At 71.4% G+C, this 26238-nt stretch carries 19 protein-coding genes, 1 tRNA gene and 1 other RNA gene; 10 read left to right on the top strand and 11 right to left on the bottom strand.

Features of this window, described 5'->3' with window-relative positions; genetic code table 11:
* Window positions 1-3: 3 nt before the first annotated feature.
* The 3 genes from ACWGUG_RS08375 to aceE all read right to left on the bottom strand — a co-directional run bounded on the left by ACWGUG_RS08375 (window position 4) and on the right by aceE (window position 4970).
* Window positions 4-915 (bottom strand): ACP S-malonyltransferase, encoded by a 912-nt coding sequence (locus ACWGUG_RS08375; RefSeq protein ID WP_452324400.1) that lies wholly within the window; start codon window positions 913-915, stop codon window positions 4-6.
* Between the two features lie 97 nt (window positions 916-1012).
* A complete protein-coding gene (locus tag ACWGUG_RS08370) occupies window positions 1013-2233 on the bottom strand; it encodes a PucR family transcriptional regulator (protein WP_378880954.1) in 1221 nt (406 codons plus the stop codon).
* A gap of 7 nt (window positions 2234-2240) precedes the next feature.
* A complete protein-coding gene (gene aceE / locus ACWGUG_RS08365) occupies window positions 2241-4970 on the bottom strand; it encodes a pyruvate dehydrogenase (acetyl-transferring), homodimeric type (RefSeq protein ID WP_452324399.1) in 2730 nt (909 codons plus the stop codon).
* 141 nt (window positions 4971-5111) lie between these two features.
* Between aceE and ACWGUG_RS08360 the strand changes: the two genes are divergently transcribed.
* A tRNA-Val gene (locus ACWGUG_RS08360) sits at window positions 5112-5184 on the top strand.
* Window positions 5185-5198: 14 nt separating this feature from the next.
* On the opposite strand, the gene ACWGUG_RS08355 is transcribed toward ACWGUG_RS08360, so the two are convergent.
* Window positions 5199-6722: an amino acid permease gene (locus tag ACWGUG_RS08355; RefSeq protein ID WP_336397109.1), complete on the bottom strand. Its 1524-nt coding sequence runs from the start codon at window positions 6720-6722 to the stop codon at window positions 5199-5201.
* A gap of 89 nt (window positions 6723-6811) precedes the next feature.
* On the opposite strand from ACWGUG_RS08355, the gene ACWGUG_RS08350 reads away from it, so the two are divergent.
* The 3 genes from ACWGUG_RS08350 (at window position 6812) to rnpB (ending at window position 9706) form a co-directional block, all read left to right on the top strand.
* Window positions 6812-7543 (top strand): zinc ribbon domain-containing protein, encoded by a 732-nt coding sequence (locus ACWGUG_RS08350; RefSeq protein WP_336397110.1) that lies wholly within the window; start codon window positions 6812-6814, stop codon window positions 7541-7543.
* A gap of 21 nt (window positions 7544-7564) precedes the next feature.
* Window positions 7565-9292, top strand: a complete 1728-nt coding sequence (locus tag ACWGUG_RS08345) for a bifunctional 3'-5' exonuclease/DNA polymerase (protein ID WP_452324398.1) — start codon at window positions 7565-7567, stop codon at window positions 9290-9292.
* A 46-nt stretch (window positions 9293-9338) separates the two neighbouring features.
* Window positions 9339-9706: RNase P RNA component class A (gene rnpB / locus ACWGUG_RS08340), an RNA gene on the top strand.
* A 76-nt stretch (window positions 9707-9782) separates the two neighbouring features.
* Here the strand turns inward: rnpB and ppgK are convergent.
* Window positions 9783-10547, bottom strand: a complete 765-nt coding sequence (gene ppgK, locus ACWGUG_RS08335) for a polyphosphate--glucose phosphotransferase (RefSeq protein ID WP_452324397.1) — start codon at window positions 10545-10547, stop codon at window positions 9783-9785.
* 95 nt (window positions 10548-10642) lie between these two features.
* Between ppgK and ACWGUG_RS08330 the strand changes: the two genes are divergently transcribed.
* From ACWGUG_RS08330 to ACWGUG_RS08320, 3 genes are read left to right on the top strand one after another with little or no spacing between them, the layout of a single operon-like run.
* Window positions 10643-10870, top strand: a complete 228-nt coding sequence (locus tag ACWGUG_RS08330; RefSeq protein ID WP_336397113.1) for an SPOR domain-containing protein — start codon at window positions 10643-10645, stop codon at window positions 10868-10870.
* A 51-nt stretch (window positions 10871-10921) separates the two neighbouring features.
* A complete protein-coding gene (gene glnA, locus ACWGUG_RS08325) occupies window positions 10922-12259 on the top strand; it encodes a type I glutamate--ammonia ligase (protein ID WP_378880943.1) in 1338 nt (445 codons plus the stop codon).
* A gap of 13 nt (window positions 12260-12272) precedes the next feature.
* On the top strand, window positions 12273-15275 hold the full coding sequence (locus tag ACWGUG_RS08320; RefSeq protein WP_452324396.1) for a bifunctional [glutamine synthetase] adenylyltransferase/[glutamine synthetase]-adenylyl-L-tyrosine phosphorylase: 3003 nt from the start codon (window positions 12273-12275) through the stop codon (window positions 15273-15275).
* Between the two features lie 33 nt (window positions 15276-15308).
* Here ACWGUG_RS08320 and ACWGUG_RS08315 read toward each other — a convergent pair whose 3' ends face one another.
* Window positions 15309-15950 (bottom strand): peptidase M23, encoded by a 642-nt coding sequence (locus ACWGUG_RS08315; RefSeq protein ID WP_452324395.1) that lies wholly within the window; start codon window positions 15948-15950, stop codon window positions 15309-15311.
* A gap of 244 nt (window positions 15951-16194) precedes the next feature.
* Window positions 16195-17619: a type I glutamate--ammonia ligase gene (glnA, locus tag ACWGUG_RS08310; RefSeq protein ID WP_336397117.1), complete on the bottom strand. Its 1425-nt coding sequence runs from the start codon at window positions 17617-17619 to the stop codon at window positions 16195-16197.
* 132 nt (window positions 17620-17751) lie between these two features.
* On the opposite strand from glnA (ACWGUG_RS08310), the gene ACWGUG_RS08305 reads away from it, so the two are divergent.
* Window positions 17752-18144: an RDD family protein gene (locus ACWGUG_RS08305; RefSeq protein WP_336397118.1), complete on the top strand. Its 393-nt coding sequence runs from the start codon at window positions 17752-17754 to the stop codon at window positions 18142-18144.
* A gap of 16 nt (window positions 18145-18160) precedes the next feature.
* Here the strand turns inward: ACWGUG_RS08305 and ACWGUG_RS08300 are convergent, their stop codons facing one another.
* Window positions 18161-18871 carry a DUF4191 family protein gene (locus ACWGUG_RS08300; RefSeq protein ID WP_336397119.1) on the bottom strand — a complete coding sequence of 237 codons (711 nt, stop codon included), beginning with the start codon at window positions 18869-18871 and terminating at the stop codon, window positions 18161-18163.
* A 121-nt stretch (window positions 18872-18992) separates the two neighbouring features.
* On the opposite strand from ACWGUG_RS08300, the gene ACWGUG_RS08295 reads away from it, so the two are divergent.
* The gene (locus tag ACWGUG_RS08295; protein WP_452324394.1) at window positions 18993-20348 is read left to right on the top strand and encodes a hypothetical protein; all 1356 of its coding nucleotides are present in this window, start codon (window positions 18993-18995) and stop codon (window positions 20346-20348) included.
* Window positions 20349-20365: 17 nt separating this feature from the next.
* Here ACWGUG_RS08295 and sucB read toward each other — a convergent pair whose 3' ends face one another.
* From sucB to ACWGUG_RS08280, 3 genes are all read right to left on the bottom strand, one after another.
* Complete coding sequence (gene sucB / locus ACWGUG_RS08290) at window positions 20366-22231, bottom strand: 2-oxoglutarate dehydrogenase, E2 component, dihydrolipoamide succinyltransferase (RefSeq protein ID WP_452324393.1); 1866 nt, start codon at window positions 22229-22231, stop codon at window positions 20366-20368.
* 62 nt (window positions 22232-22293) lie between these two features.
* A complete protein-coding gene (gene lpdA / locus ACWGUG_RS08285; RefSeq protein WP_452324392.1) occupies window positions 22294-23667 on the bottom strand; it encodes a dihydrolipoyl dehydrogenase in 1374 nt (457 codons plus the stop codon).
* Window positions 23664-25151 carry a leucyl aminopeptidase gene (locus tag ACWGUG_RS08280; protein WP_378880921.1) on the bottom strand — a complete coding sequence of 496 codons (1488 nt, stop codon included), beginning with the start codon at window positions 25149-25151 and terminating at the stop codon, window positions 23664-23666. Before ACWGUG_RS08280 ends, lpdA begins: the two co-directional genes overlap by 4 nt.
* 127 nt (window positions 25152-25278) lie before the next feature.
* Here ACWGUG_RS08280 and ACWGUG_RS08275 point away from each other — a divergent pair, with 127 nt between their 5' ends.
* The gene (locus tag ACWGUG_RS08275; protein WP_336398041.1) at window positions 25279-26199 is read left to right on the top strand and encodes a PAC2 family protein; all 921 of its coding nucleotides are present in this window, start codon (window positions 25279-25281) and stop codon (window positions 26197-26199) included.
* The last annotated feature ends 39 nt before the right edge of the window (window positions 26200-26238 follow it).

Raw genomic sequence — 26238 nt, 5'->3', positions numbered from 1 at the left:
CGGTCAGGCATCGGCGGCCGGCAGTGCGCCGGCGGCCTCCAGGTCGGCGGGTGTCTTGACGGCGACGGCCGGGACCCCGCGCAGCGCGCGCTTGGCGAGCCCGACGAGCGTGCCCGCCGGCGACAGTTCGACGATGCCCGACACGCCGCTGTCGGCGAAAGAGGCCATGCACAGGTCCCAGCGCACCGGCGAGGCGACCTGCTCGACCAGAAGGTCGACGAAGGCGCGTCCGGAGGCGACAGCGGAACCATCGCGGTTGGTCCACAGCGTCACGCCCGGGTCCGACACCTCATGGTCGGCCGCCGCTGCCCGCAGCGTCTCGACCGCCGGGGACATGTACTGCGTGTGGAACGCGCCGGCGACCTGCAGCGGGATCACGCGCGTGCCCGCGACGGGCTCGGCGGCGAGGGCCTGGAGGGCGGGAAGCGCGCCTGCCACGACGAGCTGGCCGCCGCCGTTGTAGTTCGCGGGGGCGAGCCCCAGCTCGTCCAGGCGGGCGAGGACGGATGCCTCGTCTCCGCCGATCACGGCGCTCATCCCGGTCTCGGCCGCCGCTGCCGCCTCCGCCATGGCTCTGCCGCGGATGCCGACGAGCGTCAGCGCCGCCTCTTCGCTCAGGACGCCTGCGACCGCCGCGGCGGCGAACTCGCCGACGGAGTGACCGGCGACGCCCCCGATGGCGGCTCGGTCGGGGAGGGCGTTCCACGACAGCAGGCTCGCCGCCACGATGAGCGGCTGGGCGACCTGGGTGTCGCGGATGCGGTCGGCATCCCACTGGGTCCCGGCGGCGACGAGGTCGACCCCCGACCACTCCGAGTAGCGGGCGAGCCGCTCCGCGGCGCCGTCCTCGTCGAGCCACGGAGCCAGGAAGCCGGGGGTCTGGGAGCCCTGCCCGGGGAAGACGGCGATTATCACCGTTCCATCCTGTCAAGGATCATCCGGCGGGTTCTGGCGATACCGTCAAAGAATGCCGGCATGCTTTGTGCGTGGTGCACACCGGGCGCCGTCGCGATCAGGCTGGTGCCCGTCGCTGGGAGGGCGCACGCCGGCGCGCGGCATCCGTCCCGATGGAGCCCAGGATCAGCGCCGTCTGGAGGATGAGCGCCTCGCGCGGGCCCGTCGCATCCCAGCCGATGACCTCCGATACGCGCTTGAGGCGGTAGCGGACGGTGTTCGGATGCACGAAGAGCTCGCGCGCGGTCGCCTCGAGCGACCGGCCGTTGTCGAGGTACGCCCACAGCGTCGACACCAGGTCGGCGCTGTGTGCCTGCAGTGGTCGGTAGATGCGCTCCACCAGCGTGACCTTGGCCAGCGGGTCTCCGGCGAGGGCGCGCTCGGGAAGCAGGTCGTCGGCCTCCACCGGACGCGGCGCGTGGCGCCACGCCCGTGCGACGGCGAAGCCCGCCAGCGCCGCGCGGGCGCTCTGACTCGCGTCCACGAGCGCCGGGACGGTGGGACCCAGCACGAGATACCCGGTGCCGAAGCCCGGCTCCAGCCGGCGCGCGATCTCCGCGAAGGGGAGATCGGTCGCGGCGTCGTCCGCGCGCGAGCCGGGGTCCGCGCGGCCGACCACGAGCACGAGGCGGGAGCCCTGCACGCCGATCAGCACGTCGACGCCCAGCTTGCGGGCGGTCCGGCGCAGCTGGTCGACGTCGAACTGCGGCGGGGTCGTGCCTACGAGCACCGCGACCTCGCCGTGGCCGTGCCACCCGAGGGCGGCGATGCGGCTGGGCAGCTCCTCGTCGGCCTCGCCCGTGAGGATCGAGTCCACGACGAGGGCCTCGAGGCGGGCGTCCCACAGTCCGCGGGCCTCGGCTGCCCGCGCGTAGACGTCCGCCGCCGCGAACGCGACCTCACGCGAGTACAGCAGGATCGCCTCGCGAAGGTGCTCGCCCTTGCCCGCGACCCGCTCCTCGGTCACCTCCACGGTGACCCGGATGAGCTGGAGGGTCTGCTGCAGGCTGACGCTGCGCAGCAGCTCGCGGGGGGCGACGGCGAAGATGTCCGCCGCGATCCACGGGGTGGAGGCGGGATCCTCGTACCAGGAGATGAACGAGGTGATGCCCGCCTGTGCCACCAGCCCGACGGCGGAGCGTCGGGCCGGCGGCATCTCGGCATACCAGGGCAGCGTCTCTTCGAGGCGCTTGATCGTGACGGTGGCGAGATCGCCCGAGATGCGTCGCAGCCAGGCGAGCGTCTCGGGCTTGTCCATCACCTCGGCGGACTTGCCCATTCGCGGATCAGCTCTCGCCGCCCGCGTTTCCGCTCGTTCCGGCCGTGACGTCGTGCAGGCGGTACTTCTGGATGGCCTGCGCGGCGAGGCTGCGGTCCACGGCGCCTTCGGCGGCGAGGGCCTGGAGCGTGCGGACCGCGACCGAGGGGCCGTCGATCTTGAAGAACCGGCGAGCCGCTGCGCGGGTGTCGGAGAAGCCGAATCCGTCGGCACCCAGCGTGGCGAAGTTGTGCTGCACCCAGGGGCGGATCTGGTCCTGCACCGCGTGCATGAAGTCGCTGACCGCGACGACCGGCCCGGGCGCTCCCGCGAGCTTCTCGGTGATGTACGCCGTACGGGGCTCCTCGTCCGGGTGCAGGAAGTTGTGCTCGTCCGCCGCGAGACCGTCGCGGCGCAGCTCGCTCCACGACGTCACCGACCACACGTCGGCCTGCACGCCCCAGTCGTCGCGCAGCAGCTGCTGCGCCTCGAGCGCCCACGGCACGCCCACGCCCGAGGCGAGGATCTGCGCGCGGGGCCCTTCGCCCTCGAGCGACGAGATGCGGTGGATGCCGCGCACGATGCCGTCGACGTCCACGCCCTCGGGCTCGGCCGGCTGCACGAGCGGCTCGTTGTACACCGTGAGGTAGTACATGACGTTCGGGTCGGGGTGGTTGCCGCCGTACATCCGCTCGAGCCCCGAGCGGACGATGTGCGCGATCTCGTAGCCGTAGGCCGGGTCGTACGAGACGGTCGCCGGGTTCGTCGATGCCAGCAGCGGCGAGTGGCCGTCGGCGTGCTGCAGGCCTTCGCCGGTGAGCGTGGTGCGGCCGGCGGTGGCGCCGATGATGAAGCCGCGCGCCATCTGGTCGCCCGCCGCCCACTGGGCGTCGCCGGTGCGCTGGAAGCCGAACATCGAGTAGAAGACGTACACCGGGATCAGCGGCTCGCCGTGCGTCGAGTACGACGTGCCGGTCGCGGTGAAGGCCGCGACGGCACCGGCCTCGTTGATCCCGACGTGCATGATCTGGCCCTGCGGGCTCTCTTTGTACGCCAGGAGCAGCTCGCGGTCGACCGACGTGTAGTTCTGACCGTGCGGGTTGTAGATCTTCGCGGTCGGGAAGTACGCGTCCATGCCGAACGTGCGGGCCTCGTCCGGGATGATCGGCACGATCCGGTGGCCGAAGTCCTTCGCGCGCAGCAGATCCTTCAGCAGGCGGACGAACGCCATGGTCGTGGCGATCTCCTGCGTGCCGGAGCCCTTCTTGGGCAGCGCGTAGGCCTCGTCGCCCGGAAGCTGGAGGCCGACGTGGTGCGAGCGGCGCTCGGGGAGGAAGCCGCCCAGGGCCTTGCGGCGCTCCAGCATGTACTGGATGGTCTCGTCCTGTGCGCCGGGGTTGAAGTACGGCGGCAGGTAGGGGTTCTCGTCCAGCTGCGCGTCCGAGATCGGGATGCGCATCGAGTCGCGGAAGTACTTGAGGTCCTGAAGGGTCATCTTCTTCATCTGGTGGGTCGCGTTGCGGCCCTCGAAGTGGTGACCCAGGCCGTAGCCCTTGATGGTCTTGGCCAGGATCACGGTGGGCTGGCCCTTGTGCTCGGTCGCGGCCTTGTAGGCGGCGTAGACCTTGCGGTAGTCCAGGCCGCCGCGACGCAGCTTGCCCCAGATGTCGTCGTCCGACCAGTCCTTCACCAGCGCCGCGGTGCGCTCGTCGCGCCCGAAGAAGTGCTTGCGGATGAAGGCGCCGTCCTCGGCGCGGTACGTCTGGAAGTCGCCGTCGGGCGTGGTGTTCATGAGGTGCACCAGCGCGCCGTCGACGTCCTTCGAGAGCAGCTCGTCCCAGCCCGACCCCCACACGACCTTGATGACGTTCCAGCCGGCGCCGCGGAAGAAGCTCTCCAGCTCCTGGATGATCTTGCCGTTGCCGCGGACCGGGCCGTCCAGGCGCTGCAGGTTGCAGTTGACGACGAACGTCAGGTTGTCCAGGCCCTCGTTCGCGGCGACCTGGAGCTGGCCGCGGCTCTCGACCTCGTCCATCTCGCCGTCGCCGAGGAAGGCCCACACGCGTGAGTTCGAGAGGTCCTTGATGCCCCGGTTCGTCAGGTACTTGTTCGTCATCGCCTGGTAGATGGCGTTGATCGGGCCGAGACCCATCGAGACGGTCGGGAACTGCCAGTACTCCGGCATGAGACGCGGGTGCGGATAGGACGGGATGCCGTCGGGGAACTTCGACTTCTCCTGGCGGAAGCCGTCGAGCTGCGCTTCGTCGAGGCGCCCCTCGAGGAAGGACCGCGCATAGATGCCGGGGGAGGCGTGACCCTGGATGAAGACCTGGTCGCCGCCGGAGGGGTCGTCGAGGCCGCGGAAGAAGTGGTTGAAGCCGACCTCGTAGAGGGACGCGGAGGAGGCATAGGTCGAGATGTGACCGCCCACGCCGATGCCGGGGCGCTGCGCGCGGTGCACCGTGATCGCGGCGTTCCAGCGGATCCACCGGCGGTAGCGGCGCTCGAGCTCCTCGTCACCGGGGAACTCGGGCTCGTTGTCGGGGGCGATCGTGTTGATGTAGTCCGTCGTGGGAACCTGCGGCACGTTCAGCTGCAGCTCGTGGGAGGTCTGCAGCAGGCTCAGCATGATCTCGCGGCCACGGCCGTGGCCCTTCGCCTGCACGAGCTGCTGGAGGGACTCCTGCCACTCGGAGGTCTCATCGGGATCGCTGTCGAGGGGTTCCTGCGAGTACGGATCCTGATCGTTGACAGTCACAGAAGACCTTTCGTCGTCTGGCAGATCGTGCCAGGGAATCTCTACCGGAGCGGCGCAGGCTTTGTCTGCCGTGCACAACGCACCAGCTGCCAGCCTAGCGAGTTCACGACGATCCGGACGCACCTCGTAGACTGACCGCGCGGGCCTTTAGCTCAGCTGGTAGAGCGCCACGTTTACACCGTGGATGTCGTCGGTTCGACCCCGGCAGGGCCCACTTCGCCGTCACGTTCAGCGGCGCGGATCGCCGTCGCTGTCGTCGCGCGTGTGCGAGACCACATGCGGCAGGGCGAACTCCTCGTAGCCCGGCTGACCGACCTTCGAGTGCCGGTGCGAGTAGGCGAAGTAGATGACGAACCCGATCGCGAGCCACACCAGGAATCGCAGCCACGTCTCGACGGTGAGGTTGAGCATCAGGTAGACGCAGACCGCCGCCGACAGGCCCGGCAGCCAGGGGCTGAAGGGCACGCGGAAGGTGCGCGTGAGATCGGGCCGCTTGCGGCGCAGCACGATGACCCCGACCGACACGAGCACGAAGGCCGACAGCGTCCCGATGTTGACCATCTCCTCGAGGAGGCCGATCGGGGTGAGACCCGCCACGACCGCGACGATGACGGTCACGATGATCGAGATGAGCCACGGCGTGCGGTACCTCGGGTGCACCTTGGCCAGGCCCGCGGGAAGCAGCGCGTCGCGCGACATCGCGAAGATGATGCGGGTCGCGCCGATCAGCAGCGTCAGCACCACCGTCGTGAGGCCGGCGACCGCGCCGGCGGAGATCAGCGTTGCCATCCACGCCTGCCCGTGGTAGGCGAAGGCGTTCGCCAGCGCCGCGGCGGGGTCGAGCTCCTCGTACGAGACCATTCCCGTGACCACCAGGGCGACCGCGCAGTAGAGGACCGTGCAGATCGCCAGCGAGGCGATGATGCCGATCGGCATGTCCCGCTGCGGATTCCTGGTCTCCTCGGCCGTGGTGGCCACGACGTCGAACCCGATGTATGCGAAGAACACCAGCGCCGCACCGGCGAAGATGCCGCCGACGCCGAATGCCATCGGCTCGATGCCCGACAGGAACTGCAGCAGCGGCTGGCCGAGGCCGGTCGCGGTCTCGCGGGGCGCGGCCTCCGGCACGAAGGGCGACCAGTTGGCGGGGTTCACGAACAGGATGCCGGCGATGATGACGAACAGCACGATGAAGATCTTCACCGCCACCAGGACGAGGTTGACCCGGAGGGACTCCTTGATGCCGAAGGTCATCAGCCCGCCCAGCACCAGCACCAGCAGGATCGCCATGAGGTCGACCGTGCCGCCGTAGCCGATCTCCGCGGGGATCGGCGCACCGAGCTGCTCCATGAGGGTTCCGAGGTACGCGCTCCAGCCCTGTGCGACCACGCTGGCGCCGAGGAACATCTCGAGGATGAGATCCCACCCGATGATCCACGCGAAGAGCTCGCCCAGCGACGAGTACGAGAAGGTGTAGGCCGATCCGGACACCGGCACGGTGGAGGCGAACTCGGCGTAGCACAGCGCCGCGAGCGCGCAGGCGATCGCCGCGACGACGAAGCTGATCACGATCGCGGGGCCGGCGACCTCGTGCGCCGCCCGGCCGGTGAGGGTGAAGATGCCGGCGCCGATGACGACGCCGATGCCGAAGACGGTGAGGTCCAGCGCCGACAGCGACTTCTTGAGCCGGTACTCCGGTTCGTCGGTGTCGGCGATGGATCGCTCGACGGACTTGGTGCGGAGAACGCCCATTGTTCGCGCCTTTCGTCATCGGGAGCCGATCGTCGAATGCTAGTCCCCGCCGCTCCTGGCGTCGACGGCTCGCGGGGTAGGTTGGTGACGTGAAAGCCACCGCCGCAGACCAGCGCCGCCTCGTCGAGGTGGCCCAGCTCGACGCCCGCATCCGCCAGGCGGACCACGCCCGCCGGAACCCGCCGCAGGCCGCGAGGGTGCAGGAGCTCCTCGGCCGCCGGCAGGAGCTCTCGGCGGAGCTGTCGAACCGCCTGGGCGCGCGCGACGATCTGCGCACCGAGCTGTCGCGCATCGAGTCCGACGTCGCGGTCGTGGACGCCCGGGCGGCGCGCGACGCGCAGCGGCTCGCCTCCTCGAGCAACGCCAAGGAGGCCCAGGGGCTCGAGAGCGAGCTGGCCGCGCTGGCGCGTCGCAAGAGCGACCTCGAGGACGCCGAGCTGTCCGTCATGGAGCGGCTGGAGCTCGCCGATGCGGCCGTCGCCGAGCAGGAGGGTCTCATCGCGGCGACGAACGCCGAGGGCGCCGAGCTCAGCGCCGAAGGCAAGCGTGCCGTGGCCGAGGCCGGAGCCGCCTTCGATGCCGCCACCCGCGACCGCGCGGCGATCGCGGGCGGGCTCCCCGGCGAGCTGATGGCGCTGTACGAGCGCGTGGCCGCCCGCAGCGCCGGCGCGGCCCTGCTCCGGCGCCGCACGTGCGAGGGATGCCGCATGGTGCTCGCCGGCACCGACCTGCAGGTGCTGCGCCAGGCGCCCGAGGACGAGGTGGTGACGTGCCCGGAATGCGGCTGCATCCTGGTGCGCGACGACGAGTCCGGTCTGTGACCCGACGCCCGCTGTGCCGCGATGGCCGGCGTTGAAGCGGCCGCGTGGATCGTCCTCGGACGCACCGACGGCGGCGCGATCGGCGTCCCGCTCGGCTCGACGGGTGAGGAGCTCGGCCGTCACCGGATCCCCGACGCCGATCTGAGCTCGTGGGTCGCGGCGCAGGAGTCCTCCCTCGCGCCGCGCTGGGTCTGGAACGACGCGCCCCAGTGGTACCCGCGACTGCTCTCCGACGGCGTGCGCGTCGCGCGGTGTCACGACCTGCGACTGTGCCACGCCATCCTGCGCGACTCGGTGCTGGTGGGCGGGTCCGCCGCCGTCCGGGGTGCTCACGAGTGGGATGCGGCCCCATTCGACGACGACGCCGCGCCTCCGGCACTGTTCGAGCTCGACGGCACCGCGCGCCCCTCCGGACCGCCGTCCGACGTGGACAGCGCGCTGTCGGAGTTCGCGCGACAGCGCGACGCGATGGCCGGCGGCCGCGAGCCGGGCCGCCTGCGCCTGCTCACGGCGGCGGAATCCGCGGGCGCGCTCATCGCCTGCGAGCTGCGGGCCGCCGGACTGCCGTGGGACGCCGCGGCGCACGACCGGATCCTGGTGAGGATGCTGGGGGAGCGGCCCGCGGGCGGAGGCCCGCCCGCGAAGCTCGCGGAAGCGGCCGCCCGCGTCCGCGCAGCCCTCGGCGATCCGACCGCCAGTCTCGACTCGCAGCCGAAGCTGCTGCGGTCGCTGCACCGCGCCGGAGTGCTCGTCCAGTCCACGAGCCGGTGGGAGCTCGCCGAGCAGCGGCATCCCGTGATCGAGCCGCTGCTGGAGTACAAGAAGCTCTCGCGCCTGCTCTCGGCGAATGGGTGGACATGGCTGGCGGACTGGGTCGAGGACGGACGGTTCCGGCCGGTGTACGTCCCCGGCGGCGTGGTGACCGGTCGCTGGGCGTCGTCGGGCGGCGGCGCGCTCCAGCTTCCGCGGCAGCTGCGAGAGGCGGTGCGGGCCGATCCCGGCTGGCGCCTCGTCGTCGCCGATGTGGCGCAGCTCGAGCCGCGGGTCCTCGCCGCGATGTCACGCGACACGGCGCTGGCCGCGGCGGCGCGGGGGCGCGACCTCTATGCCGGCATCGTCGACAGCGGGGCGGTGGGGACGCGGCAGGAGGCGAAGATCGCGCTGCTGGGCGCGATGTACGGCGCCACGACCGGCGAGTCGGGGCGCCTCGTCCCACGGCTGCGGCGGGCCTACCCCCGCGCGATGGGACTGGTCGACGACGCGGCGCGCACCGGCGAGGACGGCGGGGTCGTCTCGACGTGGCTGGGCCGCACGTCCCCGCCGCCGTCGCCGTCGTGGGCGGCCGCGCAGTCGCGGGCGACCGAGGCCGAGGCATCCGGTATCGACGAGACGCGGGCGCGGCGATGGGCGCGCGATCGCGGCCGGTTCACCCGCAACTTCGTCGTGCAGGGCACCGCCGCCGAGTGGGCGCTGGCGTGGCTGGCCGACCTCCGCACGCGTCTGGCCGCGATCGCGCCGGTGGCGGTCGCCGACGCGGCGCCGCGCTCGGGTCCGGCGTTCGCGAGACAGCCGCACCTGGCTCTCTTCCTCCACGACGAGGTGATCGTCCACACGCCCGACGAGCACGCCGAGGAGGTCGCTCAGGCCGTGACGGATGCCGCGGCCGCCGCCGGCCGCCTGCTGTTCGGAGACTTCCCGCTCGACTTCCCGCTCGATGTGCGCGTGGGCGACACCGCGCTGAAGGACTGACGCCGAGGCGGGCCACGGACCGCGGCGGTAGACTGCCAGACGCGAATGGGTCGGCTGGACGGTCGCGTCGCGGGCGGATCTCCGTTCCGCGCCGAGGAACGTCCGGGCTCCACAGGGCAGGGCGGTGGGTAACACCCACCCGGAGCGATCCGCGAGACAGTGCCACAGAGAGCAGACCGCCCGGCTACGGCCGGGTAAGGGTGAAAGGGCGGTGTAAGAGACCACCGGGGTCGTGGTGACACGGCCCGCACGGCAAACCTCGCCCGGAGCAAGGCCAGACAGGGGATGACGACGCGGCCCGCCGAGTCCCCGGGTAGGCCGCTGGAGCGGCACGGCAACGTGTCGCCGAGAGAGATGACCGTCCACGGGGCTTCGGCCCCCGGACAGAACCCGGCGTACAGGCCGGCCCATTCGCCTCCGAAGAGCTCGTCCGTGGGATCCGCTCGACCGGACGACCCGACCGCACCGGGCGCGGGTGCGGCGACTCGGGTCAGCCGCGCGCGAGCGCGGCCGCTCCGATGATCCCGGCGTTGTTGCGGTGCACGGCGGGCACGATCGGGGTCTTCAGCTGCAGGAGGTGCAGGAACTTGGCGGCGTGCTTGCTCACGCCGCCGCCCACGACGAACAGGTCGGGGCTGAAGAGGAACTCGATGTAGCTGTAGTACCACTGCAGCCGCGCGGCCCACTGCTCCCACGACAGCTCGTCGCGCTCCATCGCGGAGTACGCGGCGAACGCCTCGGCGTCCTTGCCGTGCTCCGCCCGCTGGACGTGGCCGAGCTCGGAGTTCGGGATGAGCACGCCGTCGTACAGCAGTGCCGAGCCGATCCCCGTGCCGAGCGTGGTGAGGATCGTCAGACCCGGCTGGTCCCTGGCCGCGCCGTAGCGCACCTCGGCGATCCCGGCGACATCCGCGTCGTTGGCGAAGTGGATGTCGCGACCGAGTCCGTCCTCGAAGAACTTCTCGGCCTCGAAGTCGATCCACCGCTCGGAGACGTTGGCCGCCGACAGGGTGCGCCCGTGCTTGACGATGGCGGGGAATGCCACGCCGAGTGCGACCGAGGGGTCGTCGGCGACGCCGAGCGTGGAGAGCACCTCGGTCACCGCGGCCAGGACATCCGGCGGATGCGCTCCCTCCGGGGTCGCGACCTTCACGCGGTCGCTGATCAGTTCGCCACGCTCGAGGTCGACGATTCCCGCCTTGATGCCGGTGCCGCCGATGTCCACGCCGACGGCGCGTGCCGCGTCAGATGCCATGCCGTCAGCCTACCGATCGTGATCCCGGACGATGACGCGCCCCGTCAGTAGGATCGACCTGACGGCGAACTGCCCGCGATCCAGAGGAGCGCACGATGACGAACGGCAGCGAGAAGTACTGGTACAACCTCCGCACCGGCGAGGTCGAGAAGGGCTTCGAGTCACCCTCGGTGGACCGGGCCGGTCCCTTCGACACTCCGGAGGAGGCCGCCGAGGCTCCCGAGGTCATGCGCCGGCGCTCGCGTGCGTGGGCGGAGGAGGAGGCCCGCGAGGATTCCTGGGGTGGCACGGGCGTGTCAGGAGAGCCCGCCGACGACCAGTAGTCTGGCTTCGACCGCGGTCTTGCCGACGGTTCGGGCACCGGAGAGGACGCGATGGACAAGCAGCGTGACTTCGTTCTGAGGACCATCGAGGAGCGGGGCGTCAAGTTCGTCCGGCTCTGGTTCACCGACGTGATCGGCACACTGAAGTCCGTCGCGATCGCCCCCGCCGAGGTGGAGGGCGCCTTCAGCGAGGGGCTCGGCTTCGACGGCTCCGCCATCGAGGGCCTGACGCGCTCCTACGAGTCCGACCTGCTCGCGCATCCCGACCCGACCACGTTCCAGACCCTGCCGTGGCGCGGCGAGATCGACCCCACTGCGCGCATGTTCTGCGACATCACCACCCCCGACGGGCAGCCGGCCGTGGCCGACCCGCGCCACGTGCTCAAGCGCACGCTCGCGAAGGCGGCCGATGCCGGATTCACCTTCTACACACACCCCGAGATCGAGTTCTACCTCCTGAAGTCGTCGGCGTTCGGCGCCGAGGGGCCCGAGCCGGTGGACTCCGCCGGCTACTTCGACAACGTGCCGGGCGGGACCGCCCACGACTTCCGGCGTCGCTCGGTGCGGATGCTCGAGGACCTCGGCATCTCGGTCGAGTTCAGCCACCACGAGGGCGGCCCGGGACAGAACGAGATCGACCTGCGCTACGCCGACGCTCTCACGACCGCCGACAACATCATGACCTTCCGCACGGTCATCAAGGAGGTCGCGATCGAGCAGGGCGTCTACGCGACGTTCATGCCCAAGCCGATGACCGGCAAGCCCGGCAGCGGCATGCACACGCACATGTCGCTCTTCGAGGGCGACGTCAACGCGTTCTACGAAGAGGGCGCGCAGTACCAGCTGTCGAAGGTCGGCCGCCAGTTCATCGCCGGGCTGCTGCGCCATGCGAACGAGATCTCGGCGGTCACCAACCAGTTCGTGAACTCCTACAAGAGGCTGTGGGGCGGCGACGAGGCCCCGAGCTTCATCTGCTGGGGCCACAACAACCGCTCGGCGCTGGTGCGCGTGCCGCTGTACAAGCCCAACAAGGGGCAGTCGTCGCGCGTGGAGTACCGCGCCCTCGACTCGGCCGCGAATCCGTACCTGTCCTTCGCGCTCATGCTCGCCGCGGGCCTCAAGGGCATCGAGGGCGAGTACGAGCTTCCCGCCGAGGCGGAGGACAACGTCTGGTCGCTGACGGATGCCGAGCGACGGGCGCTGGGCTATGCGCCGCTGCCGGCGAGCCTGGACCACGCGCTGGAGTACATGGAGGAGTCGGAGCTCGTCGCCGAGACGCTGGGCGAGCAGGTGTTCAACTACGTGCTGCTGAACAAGCGGCGCGAGTGGCAGGAGTACCGCTCCCAGGTGACCCCCTTCGAGCTCAAGAGCAACCTCGAGATGCTCTGAGGCCGGTCGAGGCATGTCCGCGAGCGAACGTCCGGCATCCCTCACCCCTCTCGCGCGATTGGGTTTCAGCCGGCTCACCGAGGCCGAGGCGCTGCTCGAGGAGCTGACCGAGCTCATCGGCGCGCCGCGCAGCGACGTCCTCGACGCCGCTTCGCACGCAGCCGACCCCGATGAGGCGCTGTTCGGGGTGACCCGCCTGGCACGCCGCGACTCCGAGCCCGTCCGGCGCGCCCGGGAGCATCCGGCCGCCTGGCGCGCCCTGTGGGCGCTCCTGGGCGCATCGACGGGCTTCGGCGAGTTCTTCCTGCGTCATCCCGCGGAGGTCGACGAGCTCGCCGCCGCGGGCGAACGCCTTCCCACCGGCGCAGAGCTGCGCGAGACGCTGCTGGAGTCGGTGGGAGCGGTGGACGGCTTCGCCGCAGAGGGCGGCGAAAGCGCCTGGGTGGCGCTGCGCGTGCGCTATCGGCGGATGCTGGCACGCATCGCGGCATACGACCTGCTCAGTCCTGCACCCGTCGACGAGATCGCCAACGTGTCGGCGCGGCTGGCGGATGCCGCGGGCGCCGCGCTGGAGGCATCCCTCGCCGTCGCCCGCACGCGGGTGTCCGGCGGCGCGGTGGGGGCGGGGCTCTTTCCGCGCGACCAGGTGGCGCGCACCGAGCTCGCGATCATCGGCATGGGCAAGACCGGTGCCCGCGAGCTGAACTACGTCAGCGACGTCGACGTGATCTTCGTCGCCGGCGGTGATGACGAGGCCGTCCAGGAACTGGGGGAGAGCAGGATCGTCGACATCGCCACGCGACTGGCCGTGCAGACGATGCGCGGCATCAGCGGGGTCGAGATCGAGCCGCCGCTGTGGGAGGTCGACGCCAACCTGCGCCCGGAGGGCAAGCAGGGAGCGCTGGTGCGGACGCTGGACTCCCATCTGGCGTACTACGACCGCTGGGCCAAGAGCTGGGAGTTCCAGGCGCTGCTCAAGGCGCGACCCATCGCCGGCGACGAGGCGCTCGGGCGCGCGTACACCGAGGCCGTCCAGCCCAAGGTGTGGACCAGCGCGGCGCGCGAGAACTTCGTCGACAGCGTGCAGCGGATGCGGGAACGCGTCACCGAGCACATCCCCGCCGCGGATGTGCCGTACCAGCTCAAGCTCGGTCCCGGCGGCATCCGCGACATCGAGTTCACCGTGCAGCTCCTGCAGCTCGTCCACGGGCTGACGGACGACCGCATCCGCCAGCGCGGCACCCTCGACGCCCTCGCCGCCCTGGTGACCGAGGGCTACATCGGCCGGGCCGAGGCATCCGCGTTCTCCCGGGACTATCGTGTGCTGCGACTCCTCGAGCATCGTGTGCAGCTGCGCCAGCTGCGCCGCACGCACCTCATGCCGCAGCGCCCGGAGGACCTTCGCGTCCTCGCGCGGGCCAGCGGGCTCGCCGACAGCGGCAACGGCGTCTGGTCGCTGTGGGAGTCCGTCAAGCGCGAGGTGCGCGACATCCACGTCCGGCTGTTCTACCGTCCGCTGCTGTCCGCGGTGGCCGCGCTGCCCGCCGACGAGCGCGCGCTCTCCACGGAGCAGGCGCACGACCGGCTCGCGGCGATCGGCTTCACCGATCCCGCCGGCGCGCTGCGCCACATCGCCGCCCTGACCAGCGGCCTCAGCCGCAAGGCGACGATCCAGCGACACCTCATGCCCGTCATGATCCGATGGTTCGCCGACGGCGCGGATCCGGACTACGGACTGCTCGCATTCCGCCGACTGAGTGAGCGGCTCGGCGACACCCACTGGTTCCTGCGGATGCTGCGGGACTCGTCGGGGGCCGCCGAGAGCCTCTCGCGCGTCCTCTCGGGGTCCCGTTACGTGGGCGAGCTGATCGAGTGGATCCCGGAATCCGCAGCCTGGCTCGACGATCCCGAGCTGCTGCGCCCTCGGTCGGGCGCGGTGCTGCAGCAGGAGGCGCGCGCGATCCAGACGCGCCACGCCACCACGCTCGACGCCATGCGCGCGGTGCGCGCGCTGCGGCGGCGGGAGCAGCTGCGCGTGGCGATGGGCGCCATTCTCGGAACGATGACGATCGAGGAGCTGGCCGAGGCGCTCACCACGATCACCGAGGTGACGATCCAGGCGACCCTGCGCGCGGTGCGCCGCGAGGTGGTGCCGCCGGAGGACGAGGCGCTCGACTTCTCCGTGATCGCCATGGGCCGCTTCGGCGGAGCCGAACTCGGCTTCGGCTCGGACGCGGACGTCATGTACGTCTACCGGGCGAACGGCGTCGACCCCCAGCGGGCGCACGAGCTCGCGCTGAAGCTCGTCGCGGCGCTGCGGACGCACTCGGAGGACCACCGTGTTCCGCTCGAGCTGGACGCCGACCTGCGTCCGGAGGGACGCAACGGACCGCTCGCGCGCTCGCTCGAGGCGTACGCCGAGTACTACCGGCGCTGGGCGCTGCCGTGGGAGGCGCAGGCGCTGTTGCGCGCGCGCGGCGTCGCGGGGAGCGTCAAGCTGATCGCCGACTTCACGAGTCTCATCGACCAGGTGCGCTACCCCGAGCGCATCGACGCGGCCGCGGTCCGCGAGATCAAGCGGATCAAGGCGCGGGTCGAGAGCGAGCGCCTCCCGCAGGGCGTCGATCCGTCGCGGCATCTGAAGCTGGGCCGCGGTTCGCTCAGCGATGTCGAGTGGCTGGTGCAGCTGCTCCAGCTGCAGCACGCGCACGCCGTCCCCGAGATGCGCACGACGTCCACGCTGCGCGCGCTCCGTGCGGCCGAGACGGCGGGTCTCATCCCGACGAGCGCGGCCGACCGGCTCACCGAGGCCTGGCGCCTGTCCAGCCGGCTCCGCTCGGCGAACACCCTGCTGTCCGGGCAGACCAGCGACGTCCTGCCAGTCGACCGGAAGAAGCTCGACGGGATCGGCCGCCTCCTCGAGTACCCGCCGCGGTCGGCCACGCGGGTCGAAGAGGACTATCTCGGCACCACCCGTCGCGCACGCCGCGTCTTCGAGAAGCTCTTCTACGGATAGGGGCCGGGCCGCAGTCTGCGCCGGCCGCGAGCTTCAGGAGCCAGCACAGAGCGGGATGCCGTCGATGCGGTCGCCGTCCAGCGGAGCGCCGCCCAGGGCCGCCACCACGCGGACGGCGCGGTCCCAGTACCGCGCGTAGTGGTACGGGTCCTTGTTGACCTGGGTGCGGTGGGCGACGAGCGTCGGCTCCAGCGCTGCCCTGTCGGGAACGCGCGCGGCCATCGCCCGATAGAAGACGCCTGCTGCGGTGTACGGGTCGAGTCGGGCCTCGCGGGTCCCCCAGGAGTCCTGCTGCTGGAACAGGCCGATGGACGTGGTGCGCGATCCGTCGGGGTTGGTCACCCCGCTGGTCTCCCAGTCGCCGTAGTCGATGTTGCGCAGCGACGATTCGCCCATCGCGGTCATCACGGCGATGGTCTGGTCGCGTCCGTCGAACCCGAGGTCCCTGCCGGCGGCGAGGATGGTGCACGCGTTGGCCAGCTGCTCGAGCCCGTAGCCGGCGACAGCGGGTTCGGCGATCGCGGCCGGCGGCACGGGGAGGGCCGGTGCGCGACCGTCGGCGGCGAAGGCCCTGCCGAACGCCCCGGCCAGCACGCCGCCGCCGAGCAGCACGGCCGCCGCGAGCACCACCGCGACCGTCACCGCGATCGCGACCGCGGCACCGGCTCGCCGCACGGACCGGCCTCGGCGGCGGGCACGCGCCGTGCGCCGCCGCGCCGACGCCTTCGAGGTCTTCGCCTTCGGCCGGCGCGCGCGACGTCGTCGCGTCGGTGTGGAGCGGCCGGTCGGCATCGGAGATTCGCTTTCGTCACGAGGCGCGGGTGCGCCCGTTCAGCATAAGCACGCGCGCCGGGTCACGGCATCCGTCAGCCACGCGAAAGAGCCCCGGTCTCCCGGGGCTCCCTCGCGTGCTGGAACGTCAGACGCCGAAGTACAGCTCGTACTCGAACGGGTGCGGACGCGCGTTGAGCGGCTGGATCTCGTTCTCGATCTTGTACTCGATCCACGTCTCGATGAGCTCGGGCGTGAACACGCCGCCCTTCAGCAGGAACTCGTGGTCGGCGCGCAGCGCCTCGAGCGAGTCGAGCAGCGAGTTCGGGACCTGCGGGATGTTCTTGGCCTCCTCGGGGGGAAGCTCGTACAGGTCCTTGTCGACGGGCTCGTGCGGCTCGATGCGGTTCTGGATGCCGTCCAGGCCCGCCATGAGCTGCGCCGCGAAGGCGAGGTAGGGGTTGCCCGACGCGTCCGGCGCGCGGAACTCGATCCGCTTGGCCTTCGGGTTCGAGCCGGTGATCGGGATGCGGATGGCCGCCGAGCGGTTTCCGGCCGAGTACACCAGGTTGACCGGTGCCTCGTAGCCCTTCACCAGACGCTTGTAGGAGTTCAGCGTCGGGTTGGTGAACGCCAGCAGCGCGGGCGCGTGGGCCAGGATGCCGCCGATGTACCAGCGGGCGGTGTCGGAGAGCTGTGCGTAGCCCTTCTCGTCGTAGAAGAGAGGCTTGCCCTCGAGCCACAGCGACTGGTGGGTGTGCATGCCCGAGCCGTTGTCGCCGAAGAGCGGCTTGGGCATGAAGGTCGCGACCTTGCCCCACTCGTTGGCCACGTTCTTGACGATGTACTTGAACTTCAGGATGTCGTCGGCCGCGTGCACCATGGTGTCGAAGCGGTAGTTGATCTCCTGCTGGCCACCGGTGCCGACCTCGTGGTGGGCACGCTCGAGGTGCAGGCCCGACTCGATGAGGCGGAGGCTGATGTCGTCGCGCAGGTCGGCGGTCTTGTCGACCGGCGAGACGGGGAAGTAGCCGCCCTTGTACGGGGTCTTGTTCGCGAGGTTGCCGCCGTCCTCGACGCGGCCGGTGTTCCAGGCGCCCTCCTCGGAGTCCACCGAGTAGAAGCTGGAGTTCTGCTTCACCTCGTAGCGGACGTCGTCGAAGATGTAGAACTCGGCCTCCGGGGCGAAGAACGCGGTGTCGGCGATCCCGGTCGACGCGAGGTACTTCTCGGCCTTCTTGGCGACCTGGCGCGGGTCCTTGGCGTAGATCTCGCCGTTGCGCGGGTTGTAGATGTCGAAGACCATGACGAGCGTCTTCGCCTCGCGGAACGGGTCGAGGTACGCCGTCGACACGTCGGGGATGAGCTGCATGTCAGATTCGTGGATGTTCGCGAATCCCCGGATGGAGGAGCCGTCGAACAGCTGGCCGACCGTGAAGAACTCTTCGTCGACGGTGGAGGCCGGGATGTTGAAGTGCTGCTGCACGCCAGGAAGGTCCGTGAAACGGATGTCGAGGAACTTGACGTCCTCATCCTTGATGTACTTCAGCACCTCGGATGAATCTTTGAACATGAAGACTCCAGAGGTAGGGCATTCGGAACCGCCCGTGCGGGTCGGGCTTGCAGGCAAGCTACCCAAAGGGGATTGCCCGGCAGTATCACTCGTGTTTCCGGCATGTTACGGGGACCTGGATACGCTTGTCCCGTGACGCAGAGCACGCAGGATTACCCCGGAGAACGGCTCGGACTGCCCCGCGAGGGCACGGGATCCATCGGCCGGCTCGGCCGACGGGTGGGTGCGCTGTTCATCGACTACGGCGCCGCGTACCTGATCTCGGGCTTCTTCGGCTGGGATCCGCTGGCGATCTTGGCGCTGTTCGCCGCGATCCAGCTCGTCTTCCTGCCGACCCTGCAGGGGAGCCCGGGTCACCGGCTCTTCGGCCTGCGACTGGTGCGGCTGGACGGCGCGTGGGTGGGCCTGTGGCGGCCCGTCGTGCGCACGGCGCTGCTGATCGTCGTCATCCCGGCCGTCATCTGGGACGCCGACCAGCGAGGACTCCACGACAAGGCCGCCGGGACGGTCCTCGTCCGCGCCTGACCGCGGCCCCGCGCGGTCAGCGCGGGCGCGGCGCGCGCACCTTCGTCGGATCGATCCCCTTCGGGATGGGCAGCGACGACAGCGACTGCGAGACCGAGTCGATGCGCTTGATGACGGCGGCCATGGTGGCGCGGTCGATCTTCTTCGGCAGCGCCTTGATGGCGGGGGCGAGCTTCGCGATGGGGACCTCGCCGTCACCGTGGCCGACGTAGAAGACGGTCACCGGCACTCCGGCGGCCACGCGCTGGACCTTCGAGCGCTCGTCGTTGACGAGGCGGGTCAGCCGGCCGCGGGCCCCCTCGCCGACGATGACCACGCCACCGCGTCCGACCGCGCGGTACACGGCCTCCTGCGTCTTGGGGTTGATGCCCACCGGCATCTCGCTCGCCGACCACTTGCGGCCGAGCGAGCTGGACAGGACGTGGCCGGTGGCGCCCGGCATCCCGTCGATCTTCTTGTACATCGCCTGGGTCGACAGGCGCGTCATCGTCATCATGGACGCCAGCACGCCGAGCATCAGGCCGGTGAGACCCCAGAGGATCACGCTCCAGATCGCGACCGGCGGGATGAGGAACCCGATCGCCACACCCACCGCGATGCCGAGGAGCAGGATGCCGATCAGCAGGAACGGCAGCCAGCGGAACTCCTTCTGCGTGAAGGTGTACAGGGTGCGGACCTGGGAGAAGAATCCAGGGCGTTTCTCGGGGGCGGAACTGCGCGCGGCCATGCCCTCCAGCCTACCTTTTCGCGCGTGCCTTCTCGGCTCCTCCCCACACCCGCGCTGAAGGCGTTCGTCCACAGAGGCGTCCGCTCGCAGCGCGTCACTCCGCGCGCACGACCACGCTGGGATGGTGGACACCGATGACGCGCCGCTGGGCCGGGCCTACCGCGCCGTACGCGCCGTGCGCGCGCACGAGGACGGCCCATGGCCCGGAACCCTGGTCCGCACAGACGACGGCGCCTCCCGCATCCTGGTCGATGCCGCGGTCCTCGGAACCGACTGGGCCGGATGGGAGGCGGATCCGGAAGGTCACGTGCTCGCCGCGCTCGACGTCACCCGGCGCGCGGGCGGGCACGATGCGGTCCTCCCGGTGTGCCTCGAGCGACTGGACGACTTCGTCCGCCGCCGTCAGGAGCGGATGCCGCTCAGCCCCGGCGAGGCGGTGACGCTCGGTGTCAGCGTGCTGCGCGGCTGCGCTCAGCTGGCGGGCGTGGCCGAGACGGGCGGCCAGTGGTGGCTCGACGACGCCGGTCGCCCGGTGCTGGCCACGGATGCCTCCGACAACCGTGCGCTCGACGCATCGGTGGCGGTCCTCGAACGGGTCACCCCACCCCCCGTCATGCAGCGGACGTGGGACACCGCGGTGCGCATTCTCGGGGCGGACCGGGTATCGGTCGCCGAGCTCGCCGCGGCCGAGGACGCCCTGTTCGCGCTCTCACCAGCGGAGCCCCTCGTCACGGTGAGCCTGAGCCCGCGAAAAGCGTCGGAGGGCATGGCGCGCAGCAGCGCCGCGGGTGAGCGCCCACGCGTCGTGCATGAGCCGCCGCCGCGCTCGATGTGGCAATCGCTGCTCCGCGGCGTCGACGAGGAGCTCGCCGACACCGTCTCGCGCGCGACCACGGCCGTATGGCGGCGGGTGAGGCCGGGGGATCGGCCGGCTCGGGCCACCTCCCGCCGGGCGCCCTGGCTGGTGGCCGGTGCCGTCGCGGCCGCCGTGCTGACGGGTGGTGCCCTGTGGCCATCCGCCGACGTCGTGGCCACCGGCGGACCGGCCGCGTCGACGCCGGCTGCGACGGCGGGCGCCGGGACGCAGGTCGCCGCCCCCGCCGCCGGGCCGGATGCGGACTCGGTCGAGGACGTCGGCGCCTCGCCGGGCACCGACGCGGAGGCGCCGGCCGCGCCGGCCGCGGCGCCGGCCGACCTCGCCGCGATCGCGGGTGGACTGCTCGACGCCAGGCTGGACTGCGGAGCCGATGCGGAGTGCCTGCGCAGGGTCGTCGTCGATGGCGCTGCGATCGCCGACGGCGCCATCGACCTGCCGGCGGACGAGCGCACGGTCACGATGCTCGACGACTTCGGAGACCTCGCGGTCGTGCGAGTGGACCCGGACGAGGGCGGCATCCCGTCGCAGCTCGTGGTGATCCTGCGCCACGAGGAGAAATGGCTGCTGCGCGACGTCCGTGACGTCGCGCAGCAGCCGTAGACCCTGGGGGCGCGGGATCAGATGCCGAGCTGGCCCTCGAACTGCGCGGCCTCCAGGCGAGACTTCACGGCGCCGAGGAAGCGCGCCGCGTCGGCGCCGTCGATCACGCGGTGGTCGTACGAGAGCGCCAGGTACACGTAGGAGCGCACCGAGATGGCGTCCTTGCCGTCGACCGTCACCACGCCGGGCCGCTTGACGACGACACCGGTGCCGAGGATGGCCGTCTGCGGAAGGAACACGACCGGCGTGTCGAAGAGCGCGCCGCGCGAACCGGTGTTCGTCAGCGTGAACGTGCCGCCGGCGAGCTCGTCGGGCTTGAGCTTGTTCTCACGCGTGCGAGCCGCGAGGTCGGCGATCTCGCGAGCGATCTGGGCGAGGTTCTTGGTCGCCGCGTCGCGCAGAACCGGCGTGAGCAGGCCCCGCTCGGTGTCGACGGCGATCGAGAGGTTCTCGGTCGCGGGGTAGACGATCTGGTCGCCGTCCACGGTCGAGTTGACGACCGGGTAGGCCTGGAGGGCCTCCGCGGCGGCCAGCGCGAAGAACGGCAGGAACGACAGCTTGTCGCCGGTCTTGGCCTGGAAGTCGCCCTTCACCTTGTCGCGGAACGTCGCGAGCTTGGTGACGTCGACCTCCACGACGGACGTGAGCTGAGCGGTCGACTGCATCGACTCGACGGCGCGCTGCGCGAGAACCTTGCGCAGACGCGACATGGGCTGCGTGGTGCCCCGCAGCGGCGACACCTCCAGCGGCGCGGGGGCATCCGGCGCGGCGGGCGCCGCGGCAGCCGGAGCCGACGCGGCCTCCGCGGCCTTCAGGACGTCCTCCTTGCGGATGCGGCCGCCGACGCCCGTGCCCTTGACGGACGCCAGGTCGACGCCCTGCTGCTGTGCGAGGCGGCGCACCAACGGCGTGACGTAGGTGATGCTGTCCTCGTCGGTCGAGAGAGACGGAGCCGATGCCGCGGGCGCCGCAGCCGGAGCCGGCGCGGCAGCGGGAGCCGGCGCAGCGGCCGGAGCCGGGGCAGGCGCCTCGGCCGGGGCGGCCTGTGCCGGCGCGGGAGCCGGAGCGGCGGGCGCCTCGGCTTGTGCCGGTGCGGGAGCCTCGGCCTGTGCCGGTGCGGCGGGAGCCTCGGCCTGTGCCGGCGCGGGAGCCTCGGCCTGTGCGGGCGCGGGAGCCTCGGCCTGTGCGGGCGCGGGAGCCTCGGCGGCCGGAGCCGGCGCGGCACCCGCCTCGCCGATGCGCGCCAGCGGCGATCCGACGGCGACCGTCTCGTCCTCCTGCACGAGGATCTCCTGCAGCGTGCCGGCGAACGGCGAAGGGATCTCGGTGTCGACCTTGTCGGTCGAGATCTCGAGGAGCGGCTCGTCGACCGCGACCTCGTCGCCGACCTGCTTGAGCCAGCGCGTGACGGTCCCCTCGGTGACGCTCTCGCCGAGCTCGGGGAGGACGACGTCCTTGCCGCCGCCCGCGGGCGCCGGGGCAGCCTCGGCCGCAGGTGCGGGCGCCTCAGCGGCAGGTGCGGGAGCCTCAGCCGCGGGCGCCGGAGCGGGTGCGGGGGCCTCCGCCGGGGCGGGGGCGGAAGCCTGAGCCGGAGCGGCGTCTGCGGCAGCAGCCTCGGGAGCGGGTGCCGCCTCTGCGCTGCCGGAGCCGTCGCCGATCTTCGCCAGCACCGCGCCGACCTCGACGGTCTCGTCTTCCTGAACGAGGATCTCCTCGATGACGCCGCTGACCGGTGAGGGGATCTCGGTGTCCACCTTGTCCGTGGAGATCTCGAGCAGGCCCTCATCGGCCTGAACGGTGTCGCCGACGTTCTTGAGCCAGCGGGTGACCGTTCCCTCGGTCACGCTCTCGCCGAGAGCGGGGAGGACCACGGATGTGCTCATGAGGAAGTCTCCTTCTGAAGATATATCGGATCTAGCTTAGTGATGGGCGGCGGCGCGGAGGGTCACAGCGCGTGCAGCGGCTTGCCCGCCAGAGCGAGGAACGCCTCGCCGAGCGCCTCCGACTGCGTCGGGTGCGCGTGGACGAACGGGGCGATGTCCTCGGGGTGCGCTTCCCACCCGACGACGAGCTGGCCTTCGGTGATCAGCTCGCCGACGCGGTCGCCGATGAGGTGGACGCCGATGACCGGCCCATCCTTCGATCGCACCACCTTGACGACGCCCCCGGTGCCGAGGATCTCGCTCTTGCCGTTCCCGGCGAGGTTGTACTCGTACGTCACCACGGCGTCCGCGCCATGCGCTTCGATGGCCTGCGCCTCGGTCAGTCCGACGGAGGCGACCTCCGGGTGGCTGTAGGTGACGCGGGGGATCTGGGAGTCCGGGATGGCGACCGGGGACAGTCCGGCGATCTCCTCCGCGACGAAGATGCCCTGCTGGAACCCGCGGTGCGCGAGCTGGAGGCCAGGGGTGATGTCGCCGACGGCCCACACGTGCGGCACGCCGGTGCGGAGGCGCTCGTCGACCGTGACGAAGCCCCGCTCGATGGATACGCCCGCCTCCTCGTAGCCGAGGCCCGCGGTCGCCGGCCCGCGGCCGACGGCGACCAGCAGGTGGTCGGCGGTGAGGCTCTTGCCGTCCTCGAGCGTCACGGTCACGGCATCCGGCGTCTGCGACGCGCTCTGGAACCGCACTCCGAGGGAGTACTGGATGCCGCGCCGGCGGAAGGCGCGCTCGAGGCCCTTGCTCAGCGCGACGTCCTCGTTGGGGACGAGGTGGTCGAGCGCCTCCACGATCGTCACCTCGGCGCCGAAGGAGCGCCACACGCTCGCGAACTCCACGCCGATGACACCGCCGCCGAGGATGACGACGCTGCGGGGGATCTCCTCGAGCTCCAGCGCCTGCTCGCTGGTGAGGATCCGACCGGCGATCTCGAGTCCGGGCAGGGTCCGGCTGTAGGAGCCCGTCGCGAGCACGACGTCCGTGCCGCGGTAGAGGTCGTCGCCGACGCGCACCGCCGGCCCCGCCTCCAGCCGGCCCTCGCCGTTCACGACGGTGATGCCGCGCGCCTTCACCAGGCCCTCGAGCCCCTTGTACTTCTTGGCCACGATGCCTTCGCGGTACGCGCGCACGCCCGCCGGGTCGATGCCCTCGAGCGACGCGCGCACGCCCACCGACGCGGCATCCCGCGTCAGGTCCGCCACCTCGGCGGCGTGCAGCAGCGCCTTGGTGGGGATGCAGCCGCGGTGCAGGCAGGTGCCGCCGACCTTGTCCTTCTCGACGAGGGCGACGCTCCTGCCGAGCTCGGCGGCGCGCAGCGCGGCCGCATAGCCTCCGCTGCCACCCCCCAGTACGACGAGATCGAAGGTGTGGTCGGTCATCGTGCCTCCTCATCGAGGTCTGCCAGGACGAAGCGGACCAGACTGCGCACGGTGGCGGCCGTCGGCCCCTTGTCGGTGTAGCCGTACGGCGCGCCCTTGTGGGTCCCGCTGCCGGCGATGTCCAGATGCACCCAGGGGATCCGGGGAGCATCGGCGTCGTCGCCCGTGCGGCCGACGAAGTGACGCAGGAACAGCCCTGCGAACAGCGATCCGCCCGCAGGGTCGCCGATCTTGGCGTTCTGCAGGTCGGCGATGGGCGAGTCGAGCTCCTCGACCATGTGGGCGGGGAGCGGCAGCTGCCACGCCGGCTCGCCCGTCTCCGCCGCGGCGGCGAGGTACGCCGCGACGGCGTCGTCATCGCCCATGACGCCGGTGTGCCGGGTGCCGAGGGCGATCAGGATCGCGCCGGTGAGCGTGGCGACGTCGACGATCACGTCGGGGCGCTCGCGGCTGGCGGCCGCGAGCCCGTCGGCGAGCACGAGGCGCCCCTCGGCGTCGGTGTTGAGCACCTCGACGGTCGTGCCGTCGAGCATCCGCAGCACGTCGCCGGGGCGGGTGGCGCGGCCCGAGGGCATGTTGTCGGCCAGGCACAGCCAGGCGGTCACCTTGACGGGGGCGGAGACGGATGCCACGGCCCGCAGCACGCCGAGCACCGTCGCGGCGCCCGCCATGTCGTACTTCATGCCCACCATCGAGGCGGCGGGCTTCAGCGACAGGCCGCCGGTGTCGAACGTGATGCCCTTGCCCACGAGCGCGATGTGGCGTCGCGCCCCGTCGGGGGAGTACTGCAGGCGGACGAGGCGCGGCGGGCGGTCCGACCCCTGCCCCACGCCCAGGATGCCGCCGAAGCCCTGATCGCGCAGCGCCTGCTCGTCGAGGACGTCGACCGTGACGGGAAGCTCCGCCACCGCCTGGGCCGCACGCTCCGCGACGTCGGCGGGCCCCAGCCACTCCGCGGGCATGTTCACGAGGTCCTTCACCAGCGCCACCGAGGTCGCGGTCTCGACCACGAGCCGCAGCGCGTCGTCGTCGGCATCCGCGGTGCCGTGCACGATGACCTTGGACGCCCGGGCCTTCGGCGCCTCCGACTTGTAGCCGTCGAACCGGTAGCCGCCCAGCGCGGCGCCTTCGGCCGCCGCGGTCCACAGCGCGGGATCCGCCAGCGGCGCGGCGACGGCGACCGTGGCGAAGCCGGTCAGCGAGCGGATCGCCGCGCCGACCGCGTCGCGCAGCGCCGCGGCATCCGGGTTCGCGCCGGTGCCCACGACGGCCAGCGGCATCGACGTGCTGTCGGGTGCGTACACCCGGACGAGCGCGCCGCACGACCCCGTGAAACCCACCGCGGACAGCGACTCTCGCAGACCCGGCCAGTCCGCGAGGTCGTTCGGGGCGTCGGCCTCGAGCGGGGGGAGTGCGAGGAGAAGAGCGTCGGCTTCGGACTCTCGGACGGGTGACGTGCGGTACTCGAGGTCGGGGAACGACATGCTGTCCATCCTAGGTTTCGATAGGTCCTCCTCCGTCGCACGACTCAACCCGGCGGGGACGACGGGTGTTCGCTCTGAGCGCGATGGCAGCGACCCGGCGTCGGCGGTCGGCTCGTAGCATGGGACCATGCCCCTTACCGGCCCGCTGTTCGAGCGTGCGGCCTCCGCGCCGCCCGTCCCGCGCGGACTCCCGCTGGTGATCGCCCTCACCGGGTTCACGGACGCGGGCAGCGCCGTGAGCCAGGTCATCGACTACTTCCGCGATGAGCTGTCGCCGTCTCCGCTGGCCGTGTTCTCCAACGACGTCCTCCTCGACTACCGTGCTCGACGGCCGATCGTCGCCTTCGAGAAGGACCACCTCACCGACTACCGCCCGCAGCGCCTGGAGCTGTCGTTCGCGCACGACGCCCTGGGCCAGCCCTTCCTGCTGCTGGCCGGGTACGAGCCCGATTTCGCGTGGGATGCCTTCGCCGCGGCGGTGCTCGACTTCACCGAGGCCTACGGCGTGTCGACGGTGACCTGGGTGCACGCGATCCCGATGCCGGTGCCGCACACCCGGCCGATCGGCACGACCGTCAGCGGCACCCGGTCGGAGCTCACGGAGGCGCACTCGGTGTGGCAGCCGCACACGCAGGTGCCCGCCACCGCGGGCCACCTTCTGGAGTACCGCCTCGCGGCGGCCGGTGTGCGCATCGCGGGCTTCGTCCTGCTCATCCCTCACTACCTGGGCGACACCGAGTACCCCGCGGCGGCGCTCGCGGCGCTGGACAGCCTCACGGTCGCGACCGGGCTGGTCTTCGCGGGGGACGACCTGCGCGACGAGAACCGCGAGTACCTCGAGAAGGTGACCGAGCAGATCGAGGGCAGCGACGAGCTCGCCCGCATGGTGCAGGGGCTCGAGGAGCGCTACGACGCCTACATGGCGGGATCGACGCTCGCCACGCCGATGATCCACACGGGGGATCTGCCCAGCGCCGACGAACTGGCGGCGGAGCTCGAGCGCTTCCTCGCGTCGCGACCGGGCGAGGACGACAAGCGCGGTTCCTGACGCGACCGCCGCCCCGGCGGAATGTCCGCGTGCGCCGCG

This window comes from Microbacterium sp. NPDC055455 (genome assembly GCF_053619935.1).
This window is presented reverse-complemented; position numbering and strand designations above follow the sequence as displayed.